19 protein-coding genes are annotated in these 21,302 nt (G+C 44.4%); 6 read left to right on the top strand and 13 right to left on the bottom strand.

The features are described from left to right. Position 1: 1 nt before the first annotated feature. Positions 2-1,060: an N-acetyl-gamma-glutamyl-phosphate reductase gene (gene argC / locus RM347_RS01195; RefSeq protein WP_322722254.1), complete on the bottom strand. Its 1,059-nt coding sequence runs from the start codon at positions 1,058-1,060 to the stop codon at positions 2-4. Positions 1,061-1,392: 332 nt separating this feature from the next. Here argC and ribBA point away from each other — a divergent pair, with 332 nt between their 5' ends. Beyond that, positions 1,393-3,066, top strand: a complete 1,674-nt coding sequence (ribBA, locus tag RM347_RS01190) for a bifunctional 3,4-dihydroxy-2-butanone-4-phosphate synthase/GTP cyclohydrolase II (RefSeq protein WP_322722253.1) — start codon at positions 1,393-1,395, stop codon at positions 3,064-3,066. Between the two features lie 88 nt (positions 3,067-3,154). Here ribBA and RM347_RS01185 read toward each other — a convergent pair whose 3' ends face one another. From RM347_RS01185 to RM347_RS01170, 4 genes are all read right to left on the bottom strand, one after another. Continuing rightward, a complete protein-coding gene (locus RM347_RS01185) occupies positions 3,155-3,568 on the bottom strand; it encodes a PIN domain-containing protein (protein ID WP_322722252.1) in 414 nt (137 codons plus the stop codon). Beyond that, positions 3,568-3,795 (bottom strand): hypothetical protein, encoded by a 228-nt coding sequence (locus tag RM347_RS01180; protein WP_322722251.1) that lies wholly within the window; start codon positions 3,793-3,795, stop codon positions 3,568-3,570. The genes RM347_RS01185 and RM347_RS01180 overlap by 1 nt, the downstream gene beginning before the upstream one ends. 192 nt (positions 3,796-3,987) lie before the next feature. Further along, positions 3,988-5,700 (bottom strand): diflavin flavoprotein, encoded by a 1,713-nt coding sequence (locus tag RM347_RS01175; protein ID WP_322722250.1) that lies wholly within the window; start codon positions 5,698-5,700, stop codon positions 3,988-3,990. A gap of 144 nt (positions 5,701-5,844) precedes the next feature. After that, positions 5,845-7,569 carry a diflavin flavoprotein gene (locus RM347_RS01170; protein ID WP_322722248.1) on the bottom strand — a complete coding sequence of 575 codons (1,725 nt, stop codon included), beginning with the start codon at positions 7,567-7,569 and terminating at the stop codon, positions 5,845-5,847. Between the two features lie 110 nt (positions 7,570-7,679). Here RM347_RS01170 and RM347_RS01165 point away from each other — a divergent pair, with 110 nt between their 5' ends. Together RM347_RS01165 and RM347_RS01160 are read left to right on the top strand one after the other, a co-directional pair. Next, positions 7,680-8,519, top strand: coding sequence for a pantothenate kinase (locus tag RM347_RS01165; protein WP_322722247.1), 840 nt, complete (start codon positions 7,680-7,682; stop codon positions 8,517-8,519). Next, a complete protein-coding gene (locus tag RM347_RS01160; protein ID WP_428850505.1) occupies positions 8,512-8,652 on the top strand; it encodes a hypothetical protein in 141 nt (46 codons plus the stop codon). Before RM347_RS01165 ends, RM347_RS01160 begins: the two co-directional genes overlap by 8 nt. Positions 8,653-8,846: 194 nt before the next feature. On the opposite strand, the gene RM347_RS01155 is transcribed toward RM347_RS01160, so the two are convergent. Together RM347_RS01155 and RM347_RS01150 are read right to left on the bottom strand one after the other, a co-directional pair. Next, complete coding sequence (locus tag RM347_RS01155) at positions 8,847-9,689, bottom strand: alpha/beta fold hydrolase (RefSeq protein ID WP_322722245.1); 843 nt, start codon at positions 9,687-9,689, stop codon at positions 8,847-8,849. Positions 9,690-9,787: 98 nt separating this feature from the next. Next, on the bottom strand, positions 9,788-10,282 hold the full coding sequence (locus RM347_RS01150) for an NUDIX hydrolase (RefSeq protein WP_322722243.1): 495 nt from the start codon (positions 10,280-10,282) through the stop codon (positions 9,788-9,790). A 749-nt stretch (positions 10,283-11,031) separates the two neighbouring features. On the opposite strand from RM347_RS01150, the gene RM347_RS01145 reads away from it, so the two are divergent. Continuing rightward, positions 11,032-11,196: a hypothetical protein gene (locus RM347_RS01145; protein ID WP_167407613.1), complete on the top strand. Its 165-nt coding sequence runs from the start codon at positions 11,032-11,034 to the stop codon at positions 11,194-11,196. A 73-nt stretch (positions 11,197-11,269) separates the two neighbouring features. Here RM347_RS01145 and argH read toward each other — a convergent pair whose 3' ends face one another. The 6 genes from argH to trmD form a co-directional block, all read right to left on the bottom strand. Beyond that, positions 11,270-12,658, bottom strand: a complete 1,389-nt coding sequence (gene argH / locus RM347_RS01140) for an argininosuccinate lyase (RefSeq protein WP_322722241.1) — start codon at positions 12,656-12,658, stop codon at positions 11,270-11,272. A 103-nt stretch (positions 12,659-12,761) separates the two neighbouring features. Further along, positions 12,762-12,968: a hypothetical protein gene (locus RM347_RS01135; RefSeq protein ID WP_322722240.1), complete on the bottom strand. Its 207-nt coding sequence runs from the start codon at positions 12,966-12,968 to the stop codon at positions 12,762-12,764. Positions 12,969-13,074: 106 nt separating this feature from the next. Next, positions 13,075-13,863, bottom strand: coding sequence for a nickel pincer cofactor biosynthesis protein LarB (gene larB, locus RM347_RS01130; protein WP_322722239.1), 789 nt, complete (start codon positions 13,861-13,863; stop codon positions 13,075-13,077). 39 nt (positions 13,864-13,902) lie between these two features. Continuing rightward, complete coding sequence (locus tag RM347_RS01125) at positions 13,903-15,696, bottom strand: ABC transporter substrate-binding protein (protein ID WP_322722238.1); 1,794 nt, start codon at positions 15,694-15,696, stop codon at positions 13,903-13,905. A 63-nt stretch (positions 15,697-15,759) separates the two neighbouring features. Continuing rightward, positions 15,760-16,245 (bottom strand): 2-C-methyl-D-erythritol 2,4-cyclodiphosphate synthase, encoded by a 486-nt coding sequence (ispF, locus tag RM347_RS01120; RefSeq protein WP_322722237.1) that lies wholly within the window; start codon positions 16,243-16,245, stop codon positions 15,760-15,762. Between the two features lie 39 nt (positions 16,246-16,284). Further along, positions 16,285-17,001, bottom strand: coding sequence for a tRNA (guanosine(37)-N1)-methyltransferase TrmD (gene trmD / locus RM347_RS01115; RefSeq protein ID WP_322722235.1), 717 nt, complete (start codon positions 16,999-17,001; stop codon positions 16,285-16,287). Between the two features lie 539 nt (positions 17,002-17,540). On the opposite strand from trmD, the gene RM347_RS01110 reads away from it, so the two are divergent. Both RM347_RS01110 and cphA read left to right on the top strand, forming a co-directional pair. Next, positions 17,541-18,404, top strand: a complete 864-nt coding sequence (locus RM347_RS01110; RefSeq protein WP_322722233.1) for a cyanophycinase — start codon at positions 17,541-17,543, stop codon at positions 18,402-18,404. Positions 18,405-18,575: 171 nt separating this feature from the next. Then, entirely contained in the window at positions 18,576-21,281 is a 2,706-nt protein-coding gene (gene cphA, locus RM347_RS01105) for a cyanophycin synthetase (RefSeq protein ID WP_322722456.1), read from the top strand. Positions 21,282-21,302: the final 21 nt, after the last annotated feature.

Below are 21,302 nucleotides of genomic sequence, written 5' to 3'. Positions count from 1 at the left end.
ACTAAGGATAAAACCCCAACTTGGGCAACCCCAAGGTTTCATCCCAGCCCATCATCAGGTTTAGGCACTGAATCGCTTGACCCGCCTGTCCTTTAATTAGATTGTCAATTGCTGACATGACAATCACGCGACCTGTGCGTGGGTCAACTTCTACACCGATATAACAAAGATTGCTGCCGTTAGCCCACTTGGTTTGGGGATAAACGCCGCTACCGCAGACTTTCACCCAAGGAGAGTTGCGATAGAAGGCTGAGAAAATTGTGATCAAGTCATCTCGCACTAGACCAGGATCGCTCATTGTGGCATATACCGTTGCCAAAATACCGCGTACCATTGGGATAAGGTGTGGTGTAAATTGGATCATGAGTTCGTGACCAGCTAGGTCACTGCAAATTTGCTCAATTTCTGGGGTATGACGGTGACGACCAACATTGAAAGCTGTTATGGAATTGTCTGCTTCAGCTAGTAATAAGTTGGTTTGAGCTTGCCGTCCACTACTAGATGTACCAGACTTGGCATCGATAATAGCTGTTTCTGGCCTGATTAAGCCTTGCTTTAAAAGTGGCGAAAGTGCAAGGAGACTAGCAGTGGGATAGGAACCAGGACAGCCAATGAGTTGAGCTTCAGCTATGCGATCGCGATAAAGTTCTGGTAATCCATAAACTGCTGTAGCTGCAATTGTGCGATCGCTTCTCTCAGTGCCATACCAATTTGTATAAGTTGTTAAATCACTGAACCGATAGTCTGCACTCAAATCTAGTACTTTACATCCTTTTTCCAACAGTTTGGGTGCGATTTGGCAAGCCAGACCATTTGGTAAAGACAGGAAAACTACTTCACAGCGGTGAGCAATTATTTCTGGTTCTACCGCTTCTATTAGCAGGTTAGTTGCATGAGCCAGATGCGGGTAGAGATCCCCAAAGGATTTCCCGATACTGCTCTCACCGCCTAAATAAACCAGTTCGACTTCTGGATGATCCATCAGTAGTCGTACTAACTGTACTCCGCTATAGCCCGACGCGCCAACAATCCCAACGGGTACGCGTCTAAATTTGCCCATGATCTGAAATCCTCATCCCATGAATGGTTAATTCGTTCTCAGCTATCAACAATATCAGCCACTAGACGCACAGGGTACAAAACGCCCCAAACCCCTCTACTTTTTTCAGATGGAAAAGAAGAGGATGCGGGTAAAGAAATCTTCGTATCCCCCTGTTCCCTTGTCCCTGTGTCCTCTTCTACTGTCGCTACACTATATCCCCACTTTTAATAGCAGAAATTTTTGCCACGTTATCAAATCATTGCTAGTCTACTTCTCTGCCTTATAAAGGAGCTACAATCTAAAAGAAGAAATTGTTAAAAAAATTTACGTTGGTAGCTGGAAATCTTTCTGTGTCACAGCCTAATACTACCCAAGCTTTTAAATTTGATTCCATTGATGCCGCCTTAGCAGACCTAAAAGCTGGTCGTGTGATTGTAGTGGTAGACGATGAAAATAGAGAAAATGAAGGCGACTTAATTTGTGCTGCCCAATTTGCCACACCCGATATGATTAATTTCATGGCGGTGGAAGCTAGAGGACTGATTTGTTTGGCAATGACAGGCGATCGCCTAGACGAGCTAGACTTACCCTTGATGGTAAGCAACATTACAGATACTAACCAAACAGCCTTCACTGTTAGTATTGATGCCGGGCCAGATTTGGGCGTGACCACCGGCATCTCAGCAGAAGACCGTGCCCGCACTATTCAGGTTACTCTCAACCCAGCAACAAAACCTACCGATTTACGTCGTCCCGGTCATATTTTTCCGATTCGGGCTAAAGCCGGAGGCGTACTCAAACGCGCAGGACATACGGAAGCAGCTGTGGACTTAGCTCGACTAGCAGGGCTATACCCAGCGGGGGTAATTTGTGAAATTCAAAATCCCGATGGTTCAATGGCACGGTTGCAGCAGTTAGTCGAATATGCTAAACGTCACAATTTAAAAATTATTAGTATTGCCGATTTAATCAGTTATCGCCTACAGCACGATCGCTTAGTGTATCGTGAGGTGATTACTAAGCTGCCTAGTCAATTTGGTCAGTTTGAAATTTACGCCTACCGCCATACCCTGGATAATACAGAACACGTTGCAATTGTCAAGGGCGATCCAGCTAACTTCAAAGATGAGCCAGTGATGGTGCGGATGCACTCAGAATGTTTAACTGGTGATGCTTTGGGTTCTTTACGTTGTGATTGTCGGATGCAGTTACAAGCTGCACTGAAAATGATTGAAGCTGCGGGTCAAGGTGTAGTTGTATACCTACGTCAAGAAGGACGGGGAATCGGCTTAATTAACAAGCTGAAAGCCTACTCATTGCAGGATATGGGTCTGGATACAGTAGAAGCAAATGAGCGTTTGGGATTTCCCGCTGACTTGCGAGACTACGGGATGGGGGCACAAATGCTCATGGATTTGGGCATCAAAAAGATTCGCTTGATTACCAATAATCCCCGTAAAATTGCCGGAGTCAAGGGCTATGGGTTGGAAGTAGTCGATCGCTTGCCGTTATTGATTGAGGCAACCGACTACAATTCTTATTACCTGGCAACAAAGGCCAAAAAGCTGGGTCACATGCTGTTACAAACTTATCTGGTAACAGTTGCAATCCACTGGCGAGATGACCCGGAAGCTGTGACAGAACGTTATGAACGTTTAGAAAAACTGCGACACTTAGCGAGAAGTAATGATTTATTGTTACAGGAAGAGGCGCGTCCCTTAGCGATCGCTATATTTGACGAGCCATCTTTAACAGTACACTTGGGTTTTGATCAGCCAAAAGTTGCTAGCTGTGATTGGTATCAGCAGAATGGTCATCCTTACATCCAGGCAATCTTCCAAATTTTGGATGAACTCGCAACTTTGCCATACATCCAAAAACTAGAATTTTTAATTTCTTCTGGTTGCGATCCTTTGAGTAATTTACAAGTCCAGCTCGATCGGCAGACATTCTCGGATGGTACACTGCCTTCATCGATAAGCGATCGCTTGGAGACACAGCAAATTTACAGCTTTAGCAAATAGCCACAACGCTAAGAGCTAACTTTTTACGGGGTTGTAGGATTTCTTGTGCGTCAGTCCTACCTTCCCCCGAAACTTCTCAGCCATTCTGCTACACTAATCGATTTCTCATATCTTTAGGTGAAAGTACTGGAATCGGCGAACCTGTGAATCCATCTAGATCACGAGTAACGATCGCCTCCAACCCCAACTTCATCGCACATGCTACCTGCACCGCATCTTCAAAATCAGTCAATCCCAATGCGATTGCCTGTTCCAGCACCCCACGATCCACCGCACAAATTTCCATCAGTGCCAACAATTGAGTCACTGCGGCAATCGCAACTTCAGCACTCTTAGTCTGGCGTCCAACCAAATAATGCACATCTGTAACCGTTGTTGCCGACATAAATCCTTCAACTCGCCCAGATTCAATCGTCTCCAGCAAAAAAGCAGCATCTGCCACAAAAGGTTCACGCGCTAGCAAAGCATCCAGTAGAATATTGGTATCAAATAAAACTCGCATTACAAATACTTTTGCACCAACCGCTCATCTAGCATGGCTTTCACTTCTTCATCTGTAGGTGGCAACGTGTCAGTCTTCGCAATGCCGATTAAACTCGCAGCTAAACCCTTCGGCTTTGACGTTAGCTGGAGTTTTGGTTGGAGCGATCGCATTAATGTATTGATTAACTGCCAACGTTCCTCGGCAGATAATCTCAGTGCTTGATCTTCAAGTTCACGTAAAGTCATAGTATAATTTCTAACAGAGAGCGTTGGATTATCAGAATAAGACGGCTTGCGATGCAAGGAGATTATTATGCTGTCTCGCCGTTTGCTGCTTGTGGCATTGACTCAATCATAGAATTTTTCCGCACAACATCTTTATTTAGGGTATTGAACGGAAATTTTCTGGATAATATTTGATGGAAGAATGCCCTAAAATTAGTAATGAGTTGCCGACTTGCGATGATGCACGGCTGTAACGCCATCAGTATCTAGCAATTTGCCACTCTCGACAGTTGCATAAACTAGCCAGTGGTCGCCAGATTCCATCCGGTTTTGTACGGAACATTCGAGATATGCTAGGGCATCCGTAAGTATGGGAGAACCGCTTTCAGCTTCTTCGGCGGCGACATCAGCAAATCGGTCTTGTCCTGGCCCAAAAGGTTTGAGGAAGTGCTTCATCAATCCCAGGTGATTCCCCTCTTTGAGGATGTTAAGGACAAATTTATTTCCTGTATGAGTCAATGTTTCTACTGCGCGGTCTTTGGCGACGGCGATGGTTAAACCAGGTGGATTAAAGCTGGCTTGAGATACCCAAGAGGCTAACATGGCACTGGAGCGATCGCCTTCTTTTGCTGTGAGAACGCAAAGAGAACCCACAATCCGACCAACTGCTTGTTCTACTGTTGTTGCAGGTTGACTTGGCGATCGCACTTTTCTGGCCTTCTTCAGTGCTTGGGCAAAGTCGGTTCCAGCTTCTTCACACAATTGCAAGGTGGCATCGTCAGGTTTGAATTTTACGCGAATGGTGTCAAAACCAAACCGATAGCCAGCATCTTTCAATTTACCCTCAATTAAATCAACCGCTTCTCCACTCCAGCCAAAGGAGCCAAAAGCACCAGCGAGTTTATTGTTAGTAGCGGTGGATAGCACAATTCCTAATGCTGTTTGTACAGGTGTAGGTGCATGACCGCCGAGGGTAGGAGAACCGATGATGAAACCACCAGCTTTTTCCACAGCCGCCCGGATTTCTTCTGGTTCAGTAAATTCGCAGTTAATCGATTCTACGGCGACGCCAGCTTTTGTAATTCCACGAGCGATCGCTTGGGCTAATGTGGCTGTATTCCCATAAGCAGATGCATAAATTAACGCTACTGTCAAGTCAGCAGATGTTTGCTGTTGACTCCATTCCCGATAAGCTTTGGTTAGGTCGATTAAGCCATAGCGCACCAAAGGCCCGTGTCCAGTGGCATACATTCTCACAGGAAAATCGACCAGTTTATCCAGCGCTGTTTCAACTTGACGAGCGTGGGGAGCCATGAGGCAATCAAAATAATAGCGACGATCTTCGTTATATACTTCCCAGCCTTCATCAAATACCTGATCTCCGCAAACATGCGCCCCAAATAACTTATCTGAGTAGAGAATTTCTGTTTGCGGATCGTAGGTGCAAAGTTGATCTGCATAGCGGGGATTGGGGGTGGGAATAAATTGTAAATTATGCCCATTCCCCAAATCTAGGGTTTCTTCGCCCCGCATCACAAGAATTTGCAAATCTGGATTTTCCAGCGCCCCACGTAAATTTATCGCCCCTGGATTAGAACAAACAAAAGTGATTTGGGGGGCAATTTTCAACAAAGCTTTTAAAGTTGCAGCGCGGTTAGGATTTACGTGTCCCAAAATTACATAATCTAACTCTTCGAGATGGAAACGCTGCTGCAACGCTTTTAAATAAATTTCCCTAAACGTTTCCCCTGGAGGATCGATGAGGGCAGTTTTATCGCTTTCAATTAAATAAGAATTAGCAGTTGTACCCTTAGCAAGAGCGTATTCAATTTCAAATCTGAGCCTTGACCAACTGCGCGATCGCAGCACTCTTGTATCTGTAGCTATTGGATAAACTTGAACATCACGGGGTTTATTTTTTGACATGGCTGAAAGAATTTTAGATTTTGGATTGTTAATTCAACATCGAAATACTGGATAAAAGTAAGTACAATAATTTCCACTCAGGCAATATTGAGTATTTCTGGATTTTGGATTATTAATCTAAAATCCAAAATCCAAAATCCAAAATTAGTAGTGGTTTCCGACTTTACGGTGATGCACAGCAGTCAAAGCATCTGGCTTAGAAACCCGTCCGGCGTAGACGGTGCTGTATACTGCCCAATGGTCGCCGCAGTCCATTCTACTGATGACTTCGCACTCTATGTAGGCGAGGGCGTCGTTAAGGATAGGGGCACCATTTTCGGCTGGCTGGGTTCTCACACCTTCAAAGCGATCTGCGCCAGGGGCGAACCGTTTCAAAAAGTGCTTCATTAGTGGTTGGAAATTGCCTTCTTCTAAGATGTTGAGAACAAAGCGATCGCCTACTTGCATGAGTGATTCAATTGCTCGGTCTTTAGCTACTGCAATGGAAAATCCCAAGGGTTTAAAGCTAGCTTGAGCAACCCAAGAAGCTAGCATGGCACTGGAAACATCGCCTTTTTTGGCAGTAATAATATATAGTCCACCGCTGAGTCTACCTAGTGCTTTATCTAAGTCAGCACTAAGGGATTTCATGGCTTTGATGCTGCGATCGCGTGTTACCCATTGAGCTAAGTCTGTACCCGCTTCCTCACACAGCTTGTAAGTATTTTCCGTAGGCGTTTGTTTAATCCGAATCGCTGGAAAAACTGTTGTCAAACCCAAATTGCGGAATTTACTCAGCAAAGGATCTATCGGCTCATCATCGCCACCGCCGGTTTCAAATACGCCGATGGCTTGCTTTTCTTTGGCAGATCCTAAAACTGTGCTGAGTGCAGCTTGGATATTCGCAGCGCCAGAAGCCGGAGGTAGACCAACAACTAGTCCAGCACAACGGCTAACTAGTTCCCGCAGTTCTTGCAAATCGACTTCAGATCCCAAATCGACAATTTCCACGGCGACACCAGTTTTACCGATCCCGTTGGCAATTGCTTGCGCGAGGCGATCGCTATATCCGTATTCGGAAACGTAAAATATTCCAACTGCCGTTTCTGGCTTGGCTTGGGTTTGGCTCCAAGTGCGGTAACGTCCAACTAGTTCCTCAACGTTGTGAGATAGTAATGGGCCGTGTCCTGTGGCAATCATACCGATGGTTTTCAGTTCCCCCATGCGCTTGAGGGCAGACAAAACTGACCGTGCATTCGGTCCCATCAAGCAATCGTAGTAGTAATGAAAGTCTTCTTCGATAGCTGCCAAGTCTTCATCAAAGGTGCTATCTGAGCAATAGTGTAACCCAAAGGCATCGCAAGTATAGAGAATTTTGGTTTTGTGGTCGAAGCTGAAAATGGTATCTGGCCAATGTAAATTTGGAGCAATCACGAATTCAAATTCATGACCATTGCCCAAATCCAAGCGATCGCCATTTTTCACAATCCGCCGTTTGAATGGCTGATGTACCAAATCCTCTAGAAACTGAATCGCCACCTTAGAACCGACAACAGTGATTTCTGGAGCCATTTGCAGCAAATCTTTAACTAAACCGCTGTGGTCTGGCTCGGTGTGGCTGATAATCAAATAATCAATCTCTGTTGGCTTGATTAGTCCAGTCAGCGTATCAAAGTATAGTTGACGAAACTTTTCGTGGGAGGTATCAACTAAGGCAGTCTGCTCCCCACGGATGAGAAACGAGTTATAAGTAGTACCGTTTTGCAGACCAAACTCAATATCGAAGCGATCGCGATCCCAATCCAAAGAGCGAATAGCCGTCGTCTCTTGAGCGATTTCTACAGTCTGTATGGTGAGCTGTTTTTCAGTTTTTTCGGTGAGCGCTACCATAACTCCCCTCCTTGACAAATTGAGTATTTATTCCTCTAGGTTTATTGTTACATGGCTTGAATGTTAATTTTTATTAAAAAACCTATGACTGACTTAAAAAAGTTAAAAGAGTGAAACCGCATAAGCACCTAGAACACATAGAGAATGTTTGGCTAGCTTTGGAAATTGGGAACTCTCGGCTACATTGGGCGTTGTTTATTGGCGAGACGCTTTATTCAGCTTGGGATACCGACCATCTACCTGAGTCTGTTATACAACAGTTGGCTGAATGTCAAACTCTGGATGATTTACTAAAGAACATTTTTCCACCCCATCACAGAGCAAGGGGAGAAAATCTTATCTTATCGCCCTCATCTCCCCCTTTGCTCTTCATAGCCTCCGTAGTTCCCAGCCAAACTGCTATTTGGCAAACTTATCCCAACGTTCGCGTTATTACCTTAGACCAAATACCACTAAAAGGTATTTATCCCACACTAGGAATTGACCGCGCTTTAGCTTTGTGTGGTGCGGGAAAAACGTGGGGTTTTCCAATGTTGGTGATTGATGCTGGAACAGCGCTGACTTTTACAGCTGCGGATGCAAACCAAGGTCTGATTGGAGGTGCAATTCTGCCGGGATTAGGCTTGCAATTTGCGGCTCTTGGTCAAAAAACAGGACAATTACCATTAGTAGAAATGCAAAAAATTGCGTCTTTACCACCACGTTTTGCACTTAATACTACAGAAGCAATTCAAAGTGGAGTAATTTACACTATCTTAGCTGGAATTAAATATTTCATTGAGACGTGGTGGCACTTATTTCCTGATGGAAAGATTGCGATTAAAGGTGGCGATCGCATTTTATTACTAAACTATCTACAAGCCTTATATCCTGAAATTACAGTACGTTTGATTGGGGAACAAAATTTAATTTTTTGGGGAATGCGGCAAATAGTAATAGGTGATGAGTAAATGGGAAATATTGGGGCGATCGCAAGGGGCATGTGCACGAAACCAGGGAAAGCCTACGGCAAGTAATGACAGCTTGGATGGTGATGTAATTCTTGCTGATCAAGCAATTCTTCAATTGAAGAGTTTTGATTAGGTTATATAGCGTTTCCTAATCATATAAGGTATATCATATTCCCCTCATCGCTTGCGGGGAGGGGGTTGGGGGTGGGGTTCTTGTATCTCACTCAAGCGAGAACCGCTATAGTTGTGACAACAAACTTGAAACACATTTCACGCTTTGAGAGTGAAGGAATATGTATAGTGGATTGGCAGCAAACTCTTAATGAGCTAGTTTAATTCGTTTAACTTATAGCTTTTTAAGATACCTTCAATAAACTCCCGAATCTCGATCGCCACAACCCCAGAACAAGATTCTGGTAAGTCATTTCCGGCATGGGAAATCATTTTCAACTCGACTTTCGGCATCAGTTGAGCATAAACTCGGCTCTTGGCTAAAGCATCTGGTGTATCTTGGCCACCTTGTAAAATATAAACTGGGACATCTATCATGTAAAGCCGCTTTTGCACTAATTCCGCTTCAATTTCTGCTTGTCGCCGTTTGAAAAGTAACTGGCAACCTATGGGATACGGCAATAGCGCCTGACGCAGTTGCAAATCCTGTGCAATCTTTTCATGCCAACCCAGAATTTTAGTGAAGGGAGTTAGCGATCGCAACAGTTTAACTATTAGTGGTGGATAGTTCAGTAATCGCCGCATCTTTCGACAATGCTGTTCTTGTCCTGCTATCTCTACGCCCTCTGGTGCTAACAGTACCACACCATCAACTTTCTCCGGATACTTTAAAGCATAGCTAGCAGCAATCCAACCCCCAAGAGAATGCCCTACTAAATATACTTTTTCTAGCTTGACAGCTTGCAAAAACTCAGCTAGACACTCCACTTGTAAATCTATCGAATGGTGGATATTGGGATTTTCTGACTCACCAAACCCTAACAAATCAGGTGCAAAGCAATGGAAATCTTGTGCAAGGGACTCCATTACAGATAACCATTGACTGCTCTCATTCCAAGCACCATGTAAAAAAATTATAGGAGTTTTTTCACCGACTTCACGCCAGAATATCAACCCTTGAGAGAGCTTTCTCCGGGAGTTACGGAATAGTGTATCCATTTTCATTTAGTAGTTAACTTTTAGCACCATAATAAATAGTCATTAGTCATTAGTCATTAGCATCTGACAAAAAACAAATGACTAATGACCAAACATTATTATGCCAATGTTGTCAAGCCATTTAAGTAATCTTGCAACTGCCGGGTATGGTCGTGAGACATCTGTCCTGAAGGTAGGGAATTCGGAAAGAAAGCTTGGATTTCCATGACTTCCAAAGTGTCCTTAATCTCCATTGTCCCATGCACCTCGGCTTCAACCACAATACAAATTGAATGGATTCTGGGATCGCGGTCTGGCGCGGAGTAAACTCCTACCAAACGGTTAATTTTCACCAATTCTAGCCCGGTTTCCTCGATCAATTCCCGGCGGACTGTGTTGGGAATATCTTCTCCCCAATCCACCATGCCTCCAGGCAATGCCCAAAGACCATCGTCACGTCGCCGGATCAGTACTATCCGACCATCGGGTAAAATTGGGATGATACTAGTGCCAGTAATGGGATGACGAAATATAATACCCAATACTGTTTGTCCAATACGCCATAAACTACGTGTGGACTGGACAGCTGCCGGAAAAAAAGCAATAACGTTCAATCTTCAAAATTTCTGTATTGTATTCTATAGTTCTCTACCACTTACATAAACTCAACTAATAAACTTTTTATTGAGTTTTGATTTATACAAAAATGTTTGTGGTTTGAGATTTTATTCTGACGATTTACGTAGAACATTATTAATTCTAACATCAACTTTCAATAGAAGCACTGTATTCATATATACATAATATTTTTAAATCAGAAAACTTTTTAGTTTCTAGCTAGTATTAGTTGGCTGAAGCCAGCTATCACTAATAGTTTTTCAGCACACATTCAAAAAATTAATATGAATGTAAGAAGTCGGAATTCAGAATTCAGAATCTAGAAGAGGCAATTTAAGTAGAGTTTGAGACTACCACCTCATTAAAGCCCATCAAATATTTGATTTAGTGGGAGTCTTAAACTCATCTATTCATCGGCCAATTATACAGAATTCAGGAGGAATTTTAACGACTAACTCCTGAATTATTTATTGATAATATTAGTTTGTTGCAAGAACAATAACTAGTTAGCTAATTTACATCTCTTTGACGGATTTGAATCTAAGAAAAGTTATTTTTCGTCTAGCTCGCGGGGATAATTCTGAATTATAATTGACAGAGCAAGGTTGAATGCGGTAGACTAGTACACTGTTTAAAGCGTATTGATTGCTGCACTAGGCTACAAGTATATCAATAATATTGGTAGCTGATATTGCCTACGTGATGCCTAGTTGCTACTTTTTTGTTGTTTATTAATGAGGTGAACATGGCCAAGCGCCGTAACCCGAAAAAAGAAAAGGCGCTACGGAACCAGGCGTATGCCAGAAAGTTTCGTAAACGGACTACGACAGGAAGAATGCAGAGAAGATTCCAACAAAGACCACCGAAGAGTGAGGAAGAAGAAGGCGCAGCAGCAGCTGACACTGAATAAGCTGTCTGCTTAAATCCTTGTTATTTAGTTTATTTAGTTTTTAGGGCGCACATTTTTTGTACGCCCTTATTTATTACTCGATAGCGATTTGAGCGCGGGCGGCTATGAGTGCTTTGCTGACCTGTACAAAGCCAGTGCCACCATAACTGTTGCGGGCTGCCACAACTTGACGGGGGGATATCGCCTCATAAATATCTGCTGCAAATACCGGATGTAGTTGTTGCCACTCTTCCAATTTCAAATCTTTGAGGAGTTTACCTGCGGCAATACTAGTTTTTACCACTTTACCCACAAGGTTGTAAGCTTCCCGGAAGGGGACGCCCCGTGCTGCCAAATAATCTGCTACGTCAGTAGCATTAGAAAAATCTTCAGCCACAGCTTCTGCTAATCGCTGGGTACGAAATTCCAAACCTTCTCTCAGCAAAATCGTCATTGCTTCTAGAGAGGCTTTGACTGTGTTGACGCTATCAAATAGACCTTCTTTATCTTCTTGCAGGTCTTTGTTATATGCCAGGGGTAGCCCCTTCATAATCACCAACATCGCTTGGAGATGACCGAATACACGTCCTGTTTTCCCCCGCACCAATTCTGGCACATCGGGATTTTTCTTTTGGGGCATGATACTTGAACCCGTGGCACAGCTATCTTTGAGGCTGACAAAACGGAATTCTTCAGATGACCAAAGAATAACTTCTTCTGCAAGGCGACTGAGGTGAACCATGATCAAGCTAGCAGCACACAAAAATTCGATCGCAAAATCGCGATCGCTCACTCCATCCAGGCTGTTAGCATAAATATCGTCAAAATCCAATAGTTTGGCTGTGTAGTGGCGGTCAATCGGGAAAGTCGTTCCCGCTAAAGCACCGCATCCCAAAGGTGAGATATTGACGCGGCGAGAAACATCTCCTAAGCGTTCCCAATCGCGTTGCACCATTTGAAAGTATGCCAAGAGGTGGTGAGCTAAACTCAGGGGTTGGGCGCGTTGTAGGTGAGTATAGCCAGGAATTAGGGTTTCAACGTGTTTTTCGGCTATATCCAGTAAAACGCCTTGAAATTCTCGCAATTCATTTTTGATTTGTTGGATTTGGTCGCGGAGGTAAAGTCTGGTATCTGTGCCAACTTGGTCATTACGCGATCGCGCTGTATGCAGCTTTTTACCCACATCGCCGACAATTTCTGTCAGTCGTCGTTCAACTGCAAAATGCACATCTTCAGCATCGATACCAGGTTGAAATTTACCCTGGCGGTACTCTTGGCGAATTTGTTCTAAACCTGCAACCAGTTGCTCTCCTTCTTCTGGGGAGATAATGCCCGTGTGAGCAAGCATTTTGGCATGAGCTTTAGAACCAGTGAGGTCATATTCTATTAATTCAATATCAAAACCTATACTGGCATTAAAACGAGCGATCGCTGGATGCAACGCTGATTCAAACCGCTGGCTCCAAGTTTCTTTTTTGGTCATAAATATCAAGAGAGTTGGGGAGAGTTAAGAGTTAAGAGTGAGGAGTTGTGAGTTTCTGACTCCTAACTTCTCACTCCTCACTTTCAACTCCTAACTTTTAAATTTAACCGTAGCTAGTTAGATTCCGAATGATATAGCCAATGACTAAACCAATCAACAATGCCCACACTTGACCTGTTTGTATAAAGTGGTTCCAAGATTTTTGAATCTGACCCATCAGGTCTGGGTCGGTAATTGTTTGTGCTAGGGCTGTCCAATTTACGGGCAGATGCCAAAGTAACTGAGATGTCAAATCGCTGTAGTGGCTCATATTTGGTGATTAAGAAGTTGAGGGTGGCAAATTTCAGTGTCAGTTGTTTTTTTACATTAGTTACTGATATTTACTGAAATATTGGATATAACTTCAATGTCTTAACTCAAGATGCAGCCGATGCCAACCGCAATTTCTCGGCAGTCCGCAAAATTTGCCCCGCCAACACTGCTGCACCAAAACCATTATCAATATTTACTACGCCTACTCCCGCTGCACAAGAGTTAAGCATTGTCAATAAAGGTGCTAAACCACCAAAACTTGCACCATAACCGATGCTGGTGGGTACGGCAATCACAGGACAACTTGCTAAACCAGCAACAACGCTGGGTAAAGCGCCTTCCATCCCCGCCACGACAATCAACACCGATGCTGACTCAATCAGGTGGCGGTTACTTAATAAGCGGTGAATCCCAGCAACACCAACATCCCAGAGGCGCTGTACCCGGAAACCAGAAAGTTCAGCGGTGACAGCGGCTTCTTCAGCAACGGGTAAATCAGCAGTACCAGCAGAAAGAATGCCGATTTCACCCCCAAATTGTGGTTCGAGATTATGGGGAGCGATCGCACAAATTCGCGCCGATTCGTAATATCGCAAACCGCTAACTTTTGATTGCAGTACGGTATAAACTGCTGGTTCAATGCGGGTTGCCATCACCACCGGGTTGCGGAGGCGCATCACCTCCATAATTTGAGCAATTTGTTCGGGAGTCTTACCAGGCCCCCAAATCACCTCTGGGAAACCAGTTCTTAGCTGGCGATGATGGTCAATTTTGGCAAACTCACCCACAGATTCATAAGTTAAGTTTTTGAGTGAGTCTAATGCCGTATCTGGCGTAACTTTACCATTGGCAACCGCTTCGAGGAGCGATCGCAAAGTTTTTTCATCGGTCATTTGTCATTTTTCCTGATATTGTTATGTGATGACTGATGACTAATCGGTTACTTTCAGTTCATAAAGATTCCAAAATGGGCCGCCAAGAGCAGTATATTGAATTCCTTGGAAGCGATCGCGCACTGCTTGCAGATTCAATCTTTCTACTAAATGAATAAACGGCAATTGTTCTGAGGCGATGCGCTGATATTCGTAATAAATCTCCTTGCGCTTGTTTTCATCCAATACCTGTGCGCCTTTAATGTAAAGGCTGTCAATCTCCTTTTCCCAGTCGGAAACTTCCCAGCCAGTCATGGGTGGATCTCCCGGTTGTGGCCCCAAATTAAATGCGTGGGATGCACCGGCAATCCTCCAGATATTGCTAGCGCCGTGGGGTTCAATACCGCCTCCAGCAAATCCTCCCAGGTAACAATCCCAATTCTGCGTAACTTTGAGTTTTTCTAGATAAGAATTAAAGCTGAGAATTTGCAAATCTACTTGAATCCCAATATTAGCGAGATCCCGTCTGATTTGAGATGCCATATCTCCTCTAACTTTTCTTTCCGAATTCGTTAAGACTGTAAATCTGACTCTGTTACCATTAGCATCTAAAAGCTGATTTTGGGCGTTATATTTGAACCCAGCTTGTAACAGTAATTTCTTAGATTTATCTGGCTCGTAATTATATACCTTTAACCCTTTTTCTGGAGGAAGAAAGTAGGGACTTTTGACATAAACAAATGAATTTTGTAGTTCACCGAGTCCACGATAAGCATTTGTTTTCATGGTTTCGCGGTCGAGTGCATAGGCTATAGCCTGCCTGAATTCTTTTTTATTAAACCAGCTAGATTTAATTGGATCTACAAAAGGTTTACCCTGAGAATTCTTTGCTTTACTCAGATTGAAAGCAATAAAAGTTGTACTTGTATCTGGTCCGCCATTATAAATTTTAAACTTCGCCCGTTTTTCTTCTCGCTTCAGCAAACTAAAACCTTCAGGAGGAACTTCTAAATCATCCAACTGTCCAGAGCGAAAACTAATCAACTGGTTTTCAGTAGATTCAATAATTTGCCAAACAATACGCTCAATGTAAGGCTGAGGATTACCCTGAGCATCTTTGCGCCAGTAGTATGGATTACGCCGAAATATAACTCGCTGACTGGAAACGTAACTTTCCATTACATAGGGACCGTTGCCAACAATTTGTTTAGGATCGGTGCCTGTTCCCCACATTGAGAGAAACTTAGAATTTCCATCAGATCCAATTGTGCGAACTGCTTTCTGTAGAGCATGGGCTGGCATAATTGGGATGCCGCCTACATATCTTAAAAAAGGAGCAAACGGTTCTAATATGGTGAATTCAACTCGACGCTCATCGATTTTTTTCACCTTTGGCAAGGTGCCCTTGTCACCAATTCTTAAAGCATCTTTGGTAGAGGTGGGAATTTTAGGATTGAGGTAGATTTCGTTATAAGTAAAAACAACATCATCAGCAGTCATCGGCTGACCATCTGACCACTTAATTCCTGATCGAAGGGTGATTACAATCCGCTGACCATCCTCAGAAACTTCCCAAGTTTCTGCTAAAGCAGGCTCTAGTTTTGTGGTTAAGGGATTCTCATTAATCAATGAGTCATAGAGGAAACCAAAGACGCTATATGCTGACTCATTCAGAGCATAGTTAAAAGTTGAAGGCTCACTCAAAACTGCGGTGACGACTTGCGGCACTTGAGCAGCTGCACTTTTGAAGTTAGCTGGATTGCAGGCGGTAAGTGTAAGTGCTGTTGCTGAAGTCAGAATAATTGGCAACCATAAATGTTTAATTGCCAGAAATATTTTTCTAAAAAATTTCATAGCTTCAAATTTATTTCCATCCTAATTAGTCTTGAATATTTTTATCAGAGGCTAAAAGAAAAGTTACTCTGAAGCAACTAGTAAGACAACAGCATAAGCACATATACCTTCTTCACGCCCAACGGGGCCTAATTTTTCATTGGTGGTAGCTTTGATGCCAATTTGATTCGGTTGTAATTCTAAAACCGCTGCTAGTTTGTCGCGCATATTGTGAATATGGGGCTTTAATTTTGGACGTTCTGCTACTACCACCGAGTCAATATTTCCCACCTGCCAGCCTTGATCCCGAATCAGTTGATGTACTTGAGTTAATAGTACTAAACTATCTGCTCCCGCCCATTGGGGATCGCTAGGGGGAAAATAATAACCAATATCCCCCAAAGATAATGCCCCAAGCATGGCATCCATAATTGCATGGGTCAGCACATCAGCATCACTGTGCCCCAACAAACCTAGTTCATGGGGAATTTGAGTTCCACCTAAAATCAAAGCGCGATCGCTCACCAGTTGATGGATATCGTAGCCGTTACCAATACGAATTTTAGTCATTAGTCATTTAGTCATTAGTCATTGGTCATTAGTCAGGAGTTAGAAATTATTCTCCCCCTGCTTCCCCTGCCCCCCCTGCTCCCATTTCTCTAGAAGATCGGGGCGGCGATCGCGGGTTTTTTGAATTTGTTGTTCGTAACGCCAGCGCGCGATCGCTGCGTGATTTCCACTGAGCAAAACATCAGGCACTTTTAAACCGCGAAAATTGGCAGGACGAGTATATTGGGGATAGTCCAACAACCCTTCCTCAAAACTTTCTGCGGTGAGGGACTCCGTTTTGGCCACGGTTCCTGGTATTAGCCGCACTACACCATTAATCAAAGCCATTGCTGGAATTTCCCCGCCGGTCAGAATAAAATCGCCTAAAGATACTTCACGAGTTACCAAATGTAGCACCCTCTCATCCACTCCTTCGTAATGCCCGCAAATAACTACTAACTGGTCATAATTTGTCACCAATTCTTTCAAAAGAGGTTGATTGATTGTTTGACCTTGTGGACTCATCAAAATTACTTCTCTTCGGGGTAGAATTGGCAGCGACTCCACAGCCGTAAAAATAGGTTCTGGCTTCATTAGCATCCCAACGCCGCCACCGTAGGGTTCATCATCTACCTTTCGGTGCTTGTCAGTGGTAAAGTCCCGTGGATTAATCAGATGCACTTCGGCAATCTGTTTGGCTAAAGCTTTACCTAGCAGCCCAGAATTGAGAACAGAGTTAAAACAGTCAGGAAAAAGCGTAACTATATCAAAGCGCACAGTTATTCGTATTCGAGGACACTAATCTTAAATTTGAATGTCTAGCAAACATCAGCAAGCCAAGGTCGGGTCAAACTCCAGTTAAACTTTATCAATAGTATCTAAAACTACCAGACCTCTTGGATTTTAGATGGGATCAAAAGTTTTTCTAATTACTTAATTTATGTTTAAATGTTGTCACAACTACATTTAAATTATTAATCATATCAAGTTAACAACTTCCAGGATGCATCGAGCCAGCCTCAGAAAAAAGCGTAGTCTTAACTGCTCGTCCCCAACTCTAGAGTGGGAATCTAGCCCCCCAAAGACTATTTTGCCCTGCTGCAAGTGGACAGGTGAAAAACAAGGCGCTGGCTTTGAGAAATGGGAACGAACACGTTTAGACTGAGGCAACGCGAGCGTTAAGCGAGAATTTGGAGAGTAGCTGAATCCAGTTCCAAACTTCCAAAAAGTGTCCTCTCAAAGAAGTAAAGCGCAAAAATCATCAGGCAACTGAACCTTGTTAAATTCACCTGAGAGTTGTTGACAGGAAAAACACAATGCCGCAATTACAAGCTAAATCGCTAGAAATGAGGACACCCCAAGCAACTAAAACCGCCGTTCTGGTTATCGGAGGCGCAGAAGATAAAGTTCATGGGCGCGAAATCCTACGAACTTTTTTTGGACGTGCTGGTGCTAGTAAGGCTTATATTACAATTATCCCATCTGCTTCTCGCGAACCCGCTATCATCGGTGGTCGGTATATTCGCATTTTTGAAGAAATGGGTGCCCAGAAGGTAGAGATTTTAGACATCCGCGAACGGGAACAGTGTGAAGCCTCCCAGATCAAAGCATCCTTAGAAGCCTGTAGTGGGGTATTTTTGACAGGAGGAGACCAACTGCGTCTCTGTGGCGTATTGGCAGATACGCCAGCAATGGAAATTATTCGGCAGCGAGTGAGGGCGGGGCAACTTACGTTAGCAGGCACCAGTGCAGGAGCGGCAGTGATGGGGCATCATATGATTGCTGGCGGCGGTAGTGGAGAGTCGCCCAATCGTTCCCTAGTCGATATGGCAACGGGTTTGGGATTTATTCCGGAAGTAATCGTTGACCAACATTTTCACAACCGTAATCGGATGGGGCGACTGATTAGTGCGATCTCAGCTCATCCCGATCGCTTAGGTATTGGCATTGACGAAGATACTTGTGCAGTGTTTGAACGTGATGGTTGGCTACAAGTTATGGGTAAAGGCAGTGTCACCATTGTTGATCCCACTGAAGTCACCCATACCAACGAACCCCATGTCGGTGCTAATGAACCATTAACAGTGCATAATTTACGTCTCCATATCCTCAGCTACGGCGATCGCTTCCACTTGTACCAGCGCACTGTATTGCCTGCTGTACACCGAATCTCCAGCTGACGGGATAGAGTATCTGAGGTTACACTGAGTTGACCGCACATTTATTTCTTACCGTAGAAAAATGATAAGAATACCATGTAAAAAGAAAAAACTGTTTGCAATGAACAGTTTAGCGGTCAATTCCAGTAAGAAACTAGAATTTTGGTTCCGAATCTCCATCTACCTATTCCCATGAGAATCCTCAAGATCCAGACCTTACGCGGCCCAAACTATTGGAGCATTCGACGCCACAAACTGATCGTCATGCGCCTCGATTTAGAAACCCTTGCCGAGACGCCCTCGAATGAAATCCCTGGCTTTTATGAAGGATTAGTTGAGGCGCTGCCGAGTCTGGAGGGCCACTATTGTTCGCCTGGCTGTCGTGGTGGTTTTCTGATGCGAGTGAAAGAAGGCACCATGATGGGTCACATCGTGGAACACGTAGCTCTAGAACTCCAGGAATTAGCTGGTATGCATGTCGGCTTTGGTCGCACCCGCGAAACTGCCACACCCGGAATTTACCAAGTAGTAATCGAGTACCTGAATGAGGAAGCGGGACGCTACGCTGGACGAGCCGCAGTGCGGCTGTGCCAGAGTATCGTTGATCGAGGCCGTTATCCCAAGGCAGAACTAGAGCAAGATATCCAAGACCTAAAAGAGTTTACCCGTGATGCTTCCTTAGGGCCTTCCACTGAAGCGATCGTCAAAGAAGCAGAAAAAAGAGGTATTCCCTGGATGTCTCTGGAAGCCCGCTTTTTGATTCAGCTAGGCTACGGCGTGAACCAGAAGCGGATGCAAGCCACAATGACTGACAACACCAGCATTTTGGGTGTAGAACTAGCTTGCGACAAAGAAGCCACTAAACGCATCCTTGCTGCTGCTGGTGCGCCAGTACCCAGAGGTACAGTGATCAACTTCTTAGACGATTTGGAACAAGCCATTGAATATGTTGGCGGTTATCCCATCGTCATCAAGCCTCTGGATGGCAATCATGGACGTGGGATCACTATTGATATCAGAACTTGGGAAGAAGCTGAAGCCGGTTACGAAGCTGCCAGACAGGTTTCCCGGTCAATTATCGTCGAAAGATATTACGTTGGGCGTGACCACAGGGTACTGGTGGTAAATGGCAAAGTAGTAGCAGTTGCCGAACGCGTCCCTGCTCATGTGATTGGCAATGGCAGATCCACTATCGCCGAACTGATTGAGGAAACAAACCTTGACCCAAATCGCGGTGAAGGACATGATAACGTCCTGACCAAGATTGAACTAGACCGCACCAGCTACCAGCTGCTAGAAAGGCAAGGCTATACCCTCAATAGCGTGCCACCCAAAGGCACTATTTGTTATCTCAGAGCAACGGCAAACTTGAGTACAGGTGGTAGTGCTGTAGACCGTACCGATGAAATTCACCCAGAAAATCTTTGGTTGGCACAACGGGTAGTCAAAATTATCGGTTTGGATATAGCCGGACTCGATATTGTCACCTCGGATATTAGCCGTCCTCTGCGGGAAGTCGATGGCGTAATTGTCGAAGTTAACGCCGCTCCCGGTTTCCGGATGCACGTTGCTCCAAGCGTGGGCATCCCCCGCAACGTCGCTGGCGCAGTGATGGATATGCTGTTCCCCAACGAGCAATCTAGCCAAATTCCGATCCTCAGTGTCACGGGCACTAATGGTAAAACCACTACTACCCGACTACTAGCACATATTTATAAACAGACTGGTAAGGTAGTAGGATATACTACTACTGACGGGACGTATATCGGTGATTACTTAGTAGAAGCTGGCGATAACACAGGTCCCCAAAGTGCCCACGTCATTCTCCAAGATCCCACAGTGGAAGTAGCGGTACTGGAAACGGCTCGCGGTGGCATTCTCCGCTCTGGATTGGGCTTTGAAGCCGCAAATGTGGGCGTGGTTTTGAATGTAGCTTCTGACCACTTAGGAATTGGCGATATAGATACCATTGAGCAGTTAGCTAACCTCAAAAGTGTAGTAGCAGAAGCCGTATTCCCGGATGGCTATGCGGTACTCAATGCTGACGATCGCCGCGTCGCCGCCATGTCAGAAAAAACTAAGGCTAATATTGCTTACTTCACCATGAACCCCGACTCGGAATTGGTGCGAAAGCACATCCAAAAGGGCGGAGTAGCGGCAGTATATGAAAATGGCTATTTGTCAATTGTTAAAGGTGATTGGACACATCGGATAGAAAGAGCAGAAAATATACCTTTAACAATGGGCGGACGTGCGCCGTTTATGATTGCCAACGCTTTAGCTGCAAGTTTGGCAGCGTTTGTGCAAAACGTCACGATTGAGCAGATTCGTGCTGGTTTGAAGACCTTCCGGGCTTCAGTTAGTCAAACGCCGGGACGAATGAATCTATTTAATTTAGGAAACTACCACGCTTTGGTGGACTATGCCCACAACGCAGCCAGTTACGAAGCTGTAGGTTCCTTTGTGCGAAACTGGACTACAGGACAACGGATTGGCGTAATTGGTGGGCCAGGCGATCGCCGTGATGAAGACTTTGTTACTTTGGGCAAATTAGCAGCACAAATTTTTGATTACATCATTGTCAAAGAAGACGATGACACACGGGGACGCCTACGAGGTTCAGCCGCCCAGTTGATTATTCAAGGCATCACCCAAGTTAAGCCTGATAGCCGCTATGAATCAATTTTGGATGAAACCCAAGCGATAAATAAAGGCTTAGACATGGCTCCTGATAACAGTCTGGTAGTAATTTTGCCAGAAAGCGTTACTCGGGCTATTAAGTTAATTAAGCTGCGTGGTTTAGCGAAAGAAGAGACACACCAACAAAATCCCGGCACAACTGTCATCGATTCCCAAAACGGGATCACACCTTCTTCTGTTGTTAATACCTTGCTGTAGTCAGGAGTTAGGCGTCAGGAA

The organism is Nostoc sp. ChiQUE02, assembly GCF_034531305.2.
Classification (GTDB): Bacteria; Cyanobacteriota; Cyanobacteriia; order Cyanobacteriales; family Nostocaceae; genus Nostoc.
Note: the sequence above shows the minus strand (reverse complement) of the source record. Positions and strands in the feature narration are given on the sequence as shown.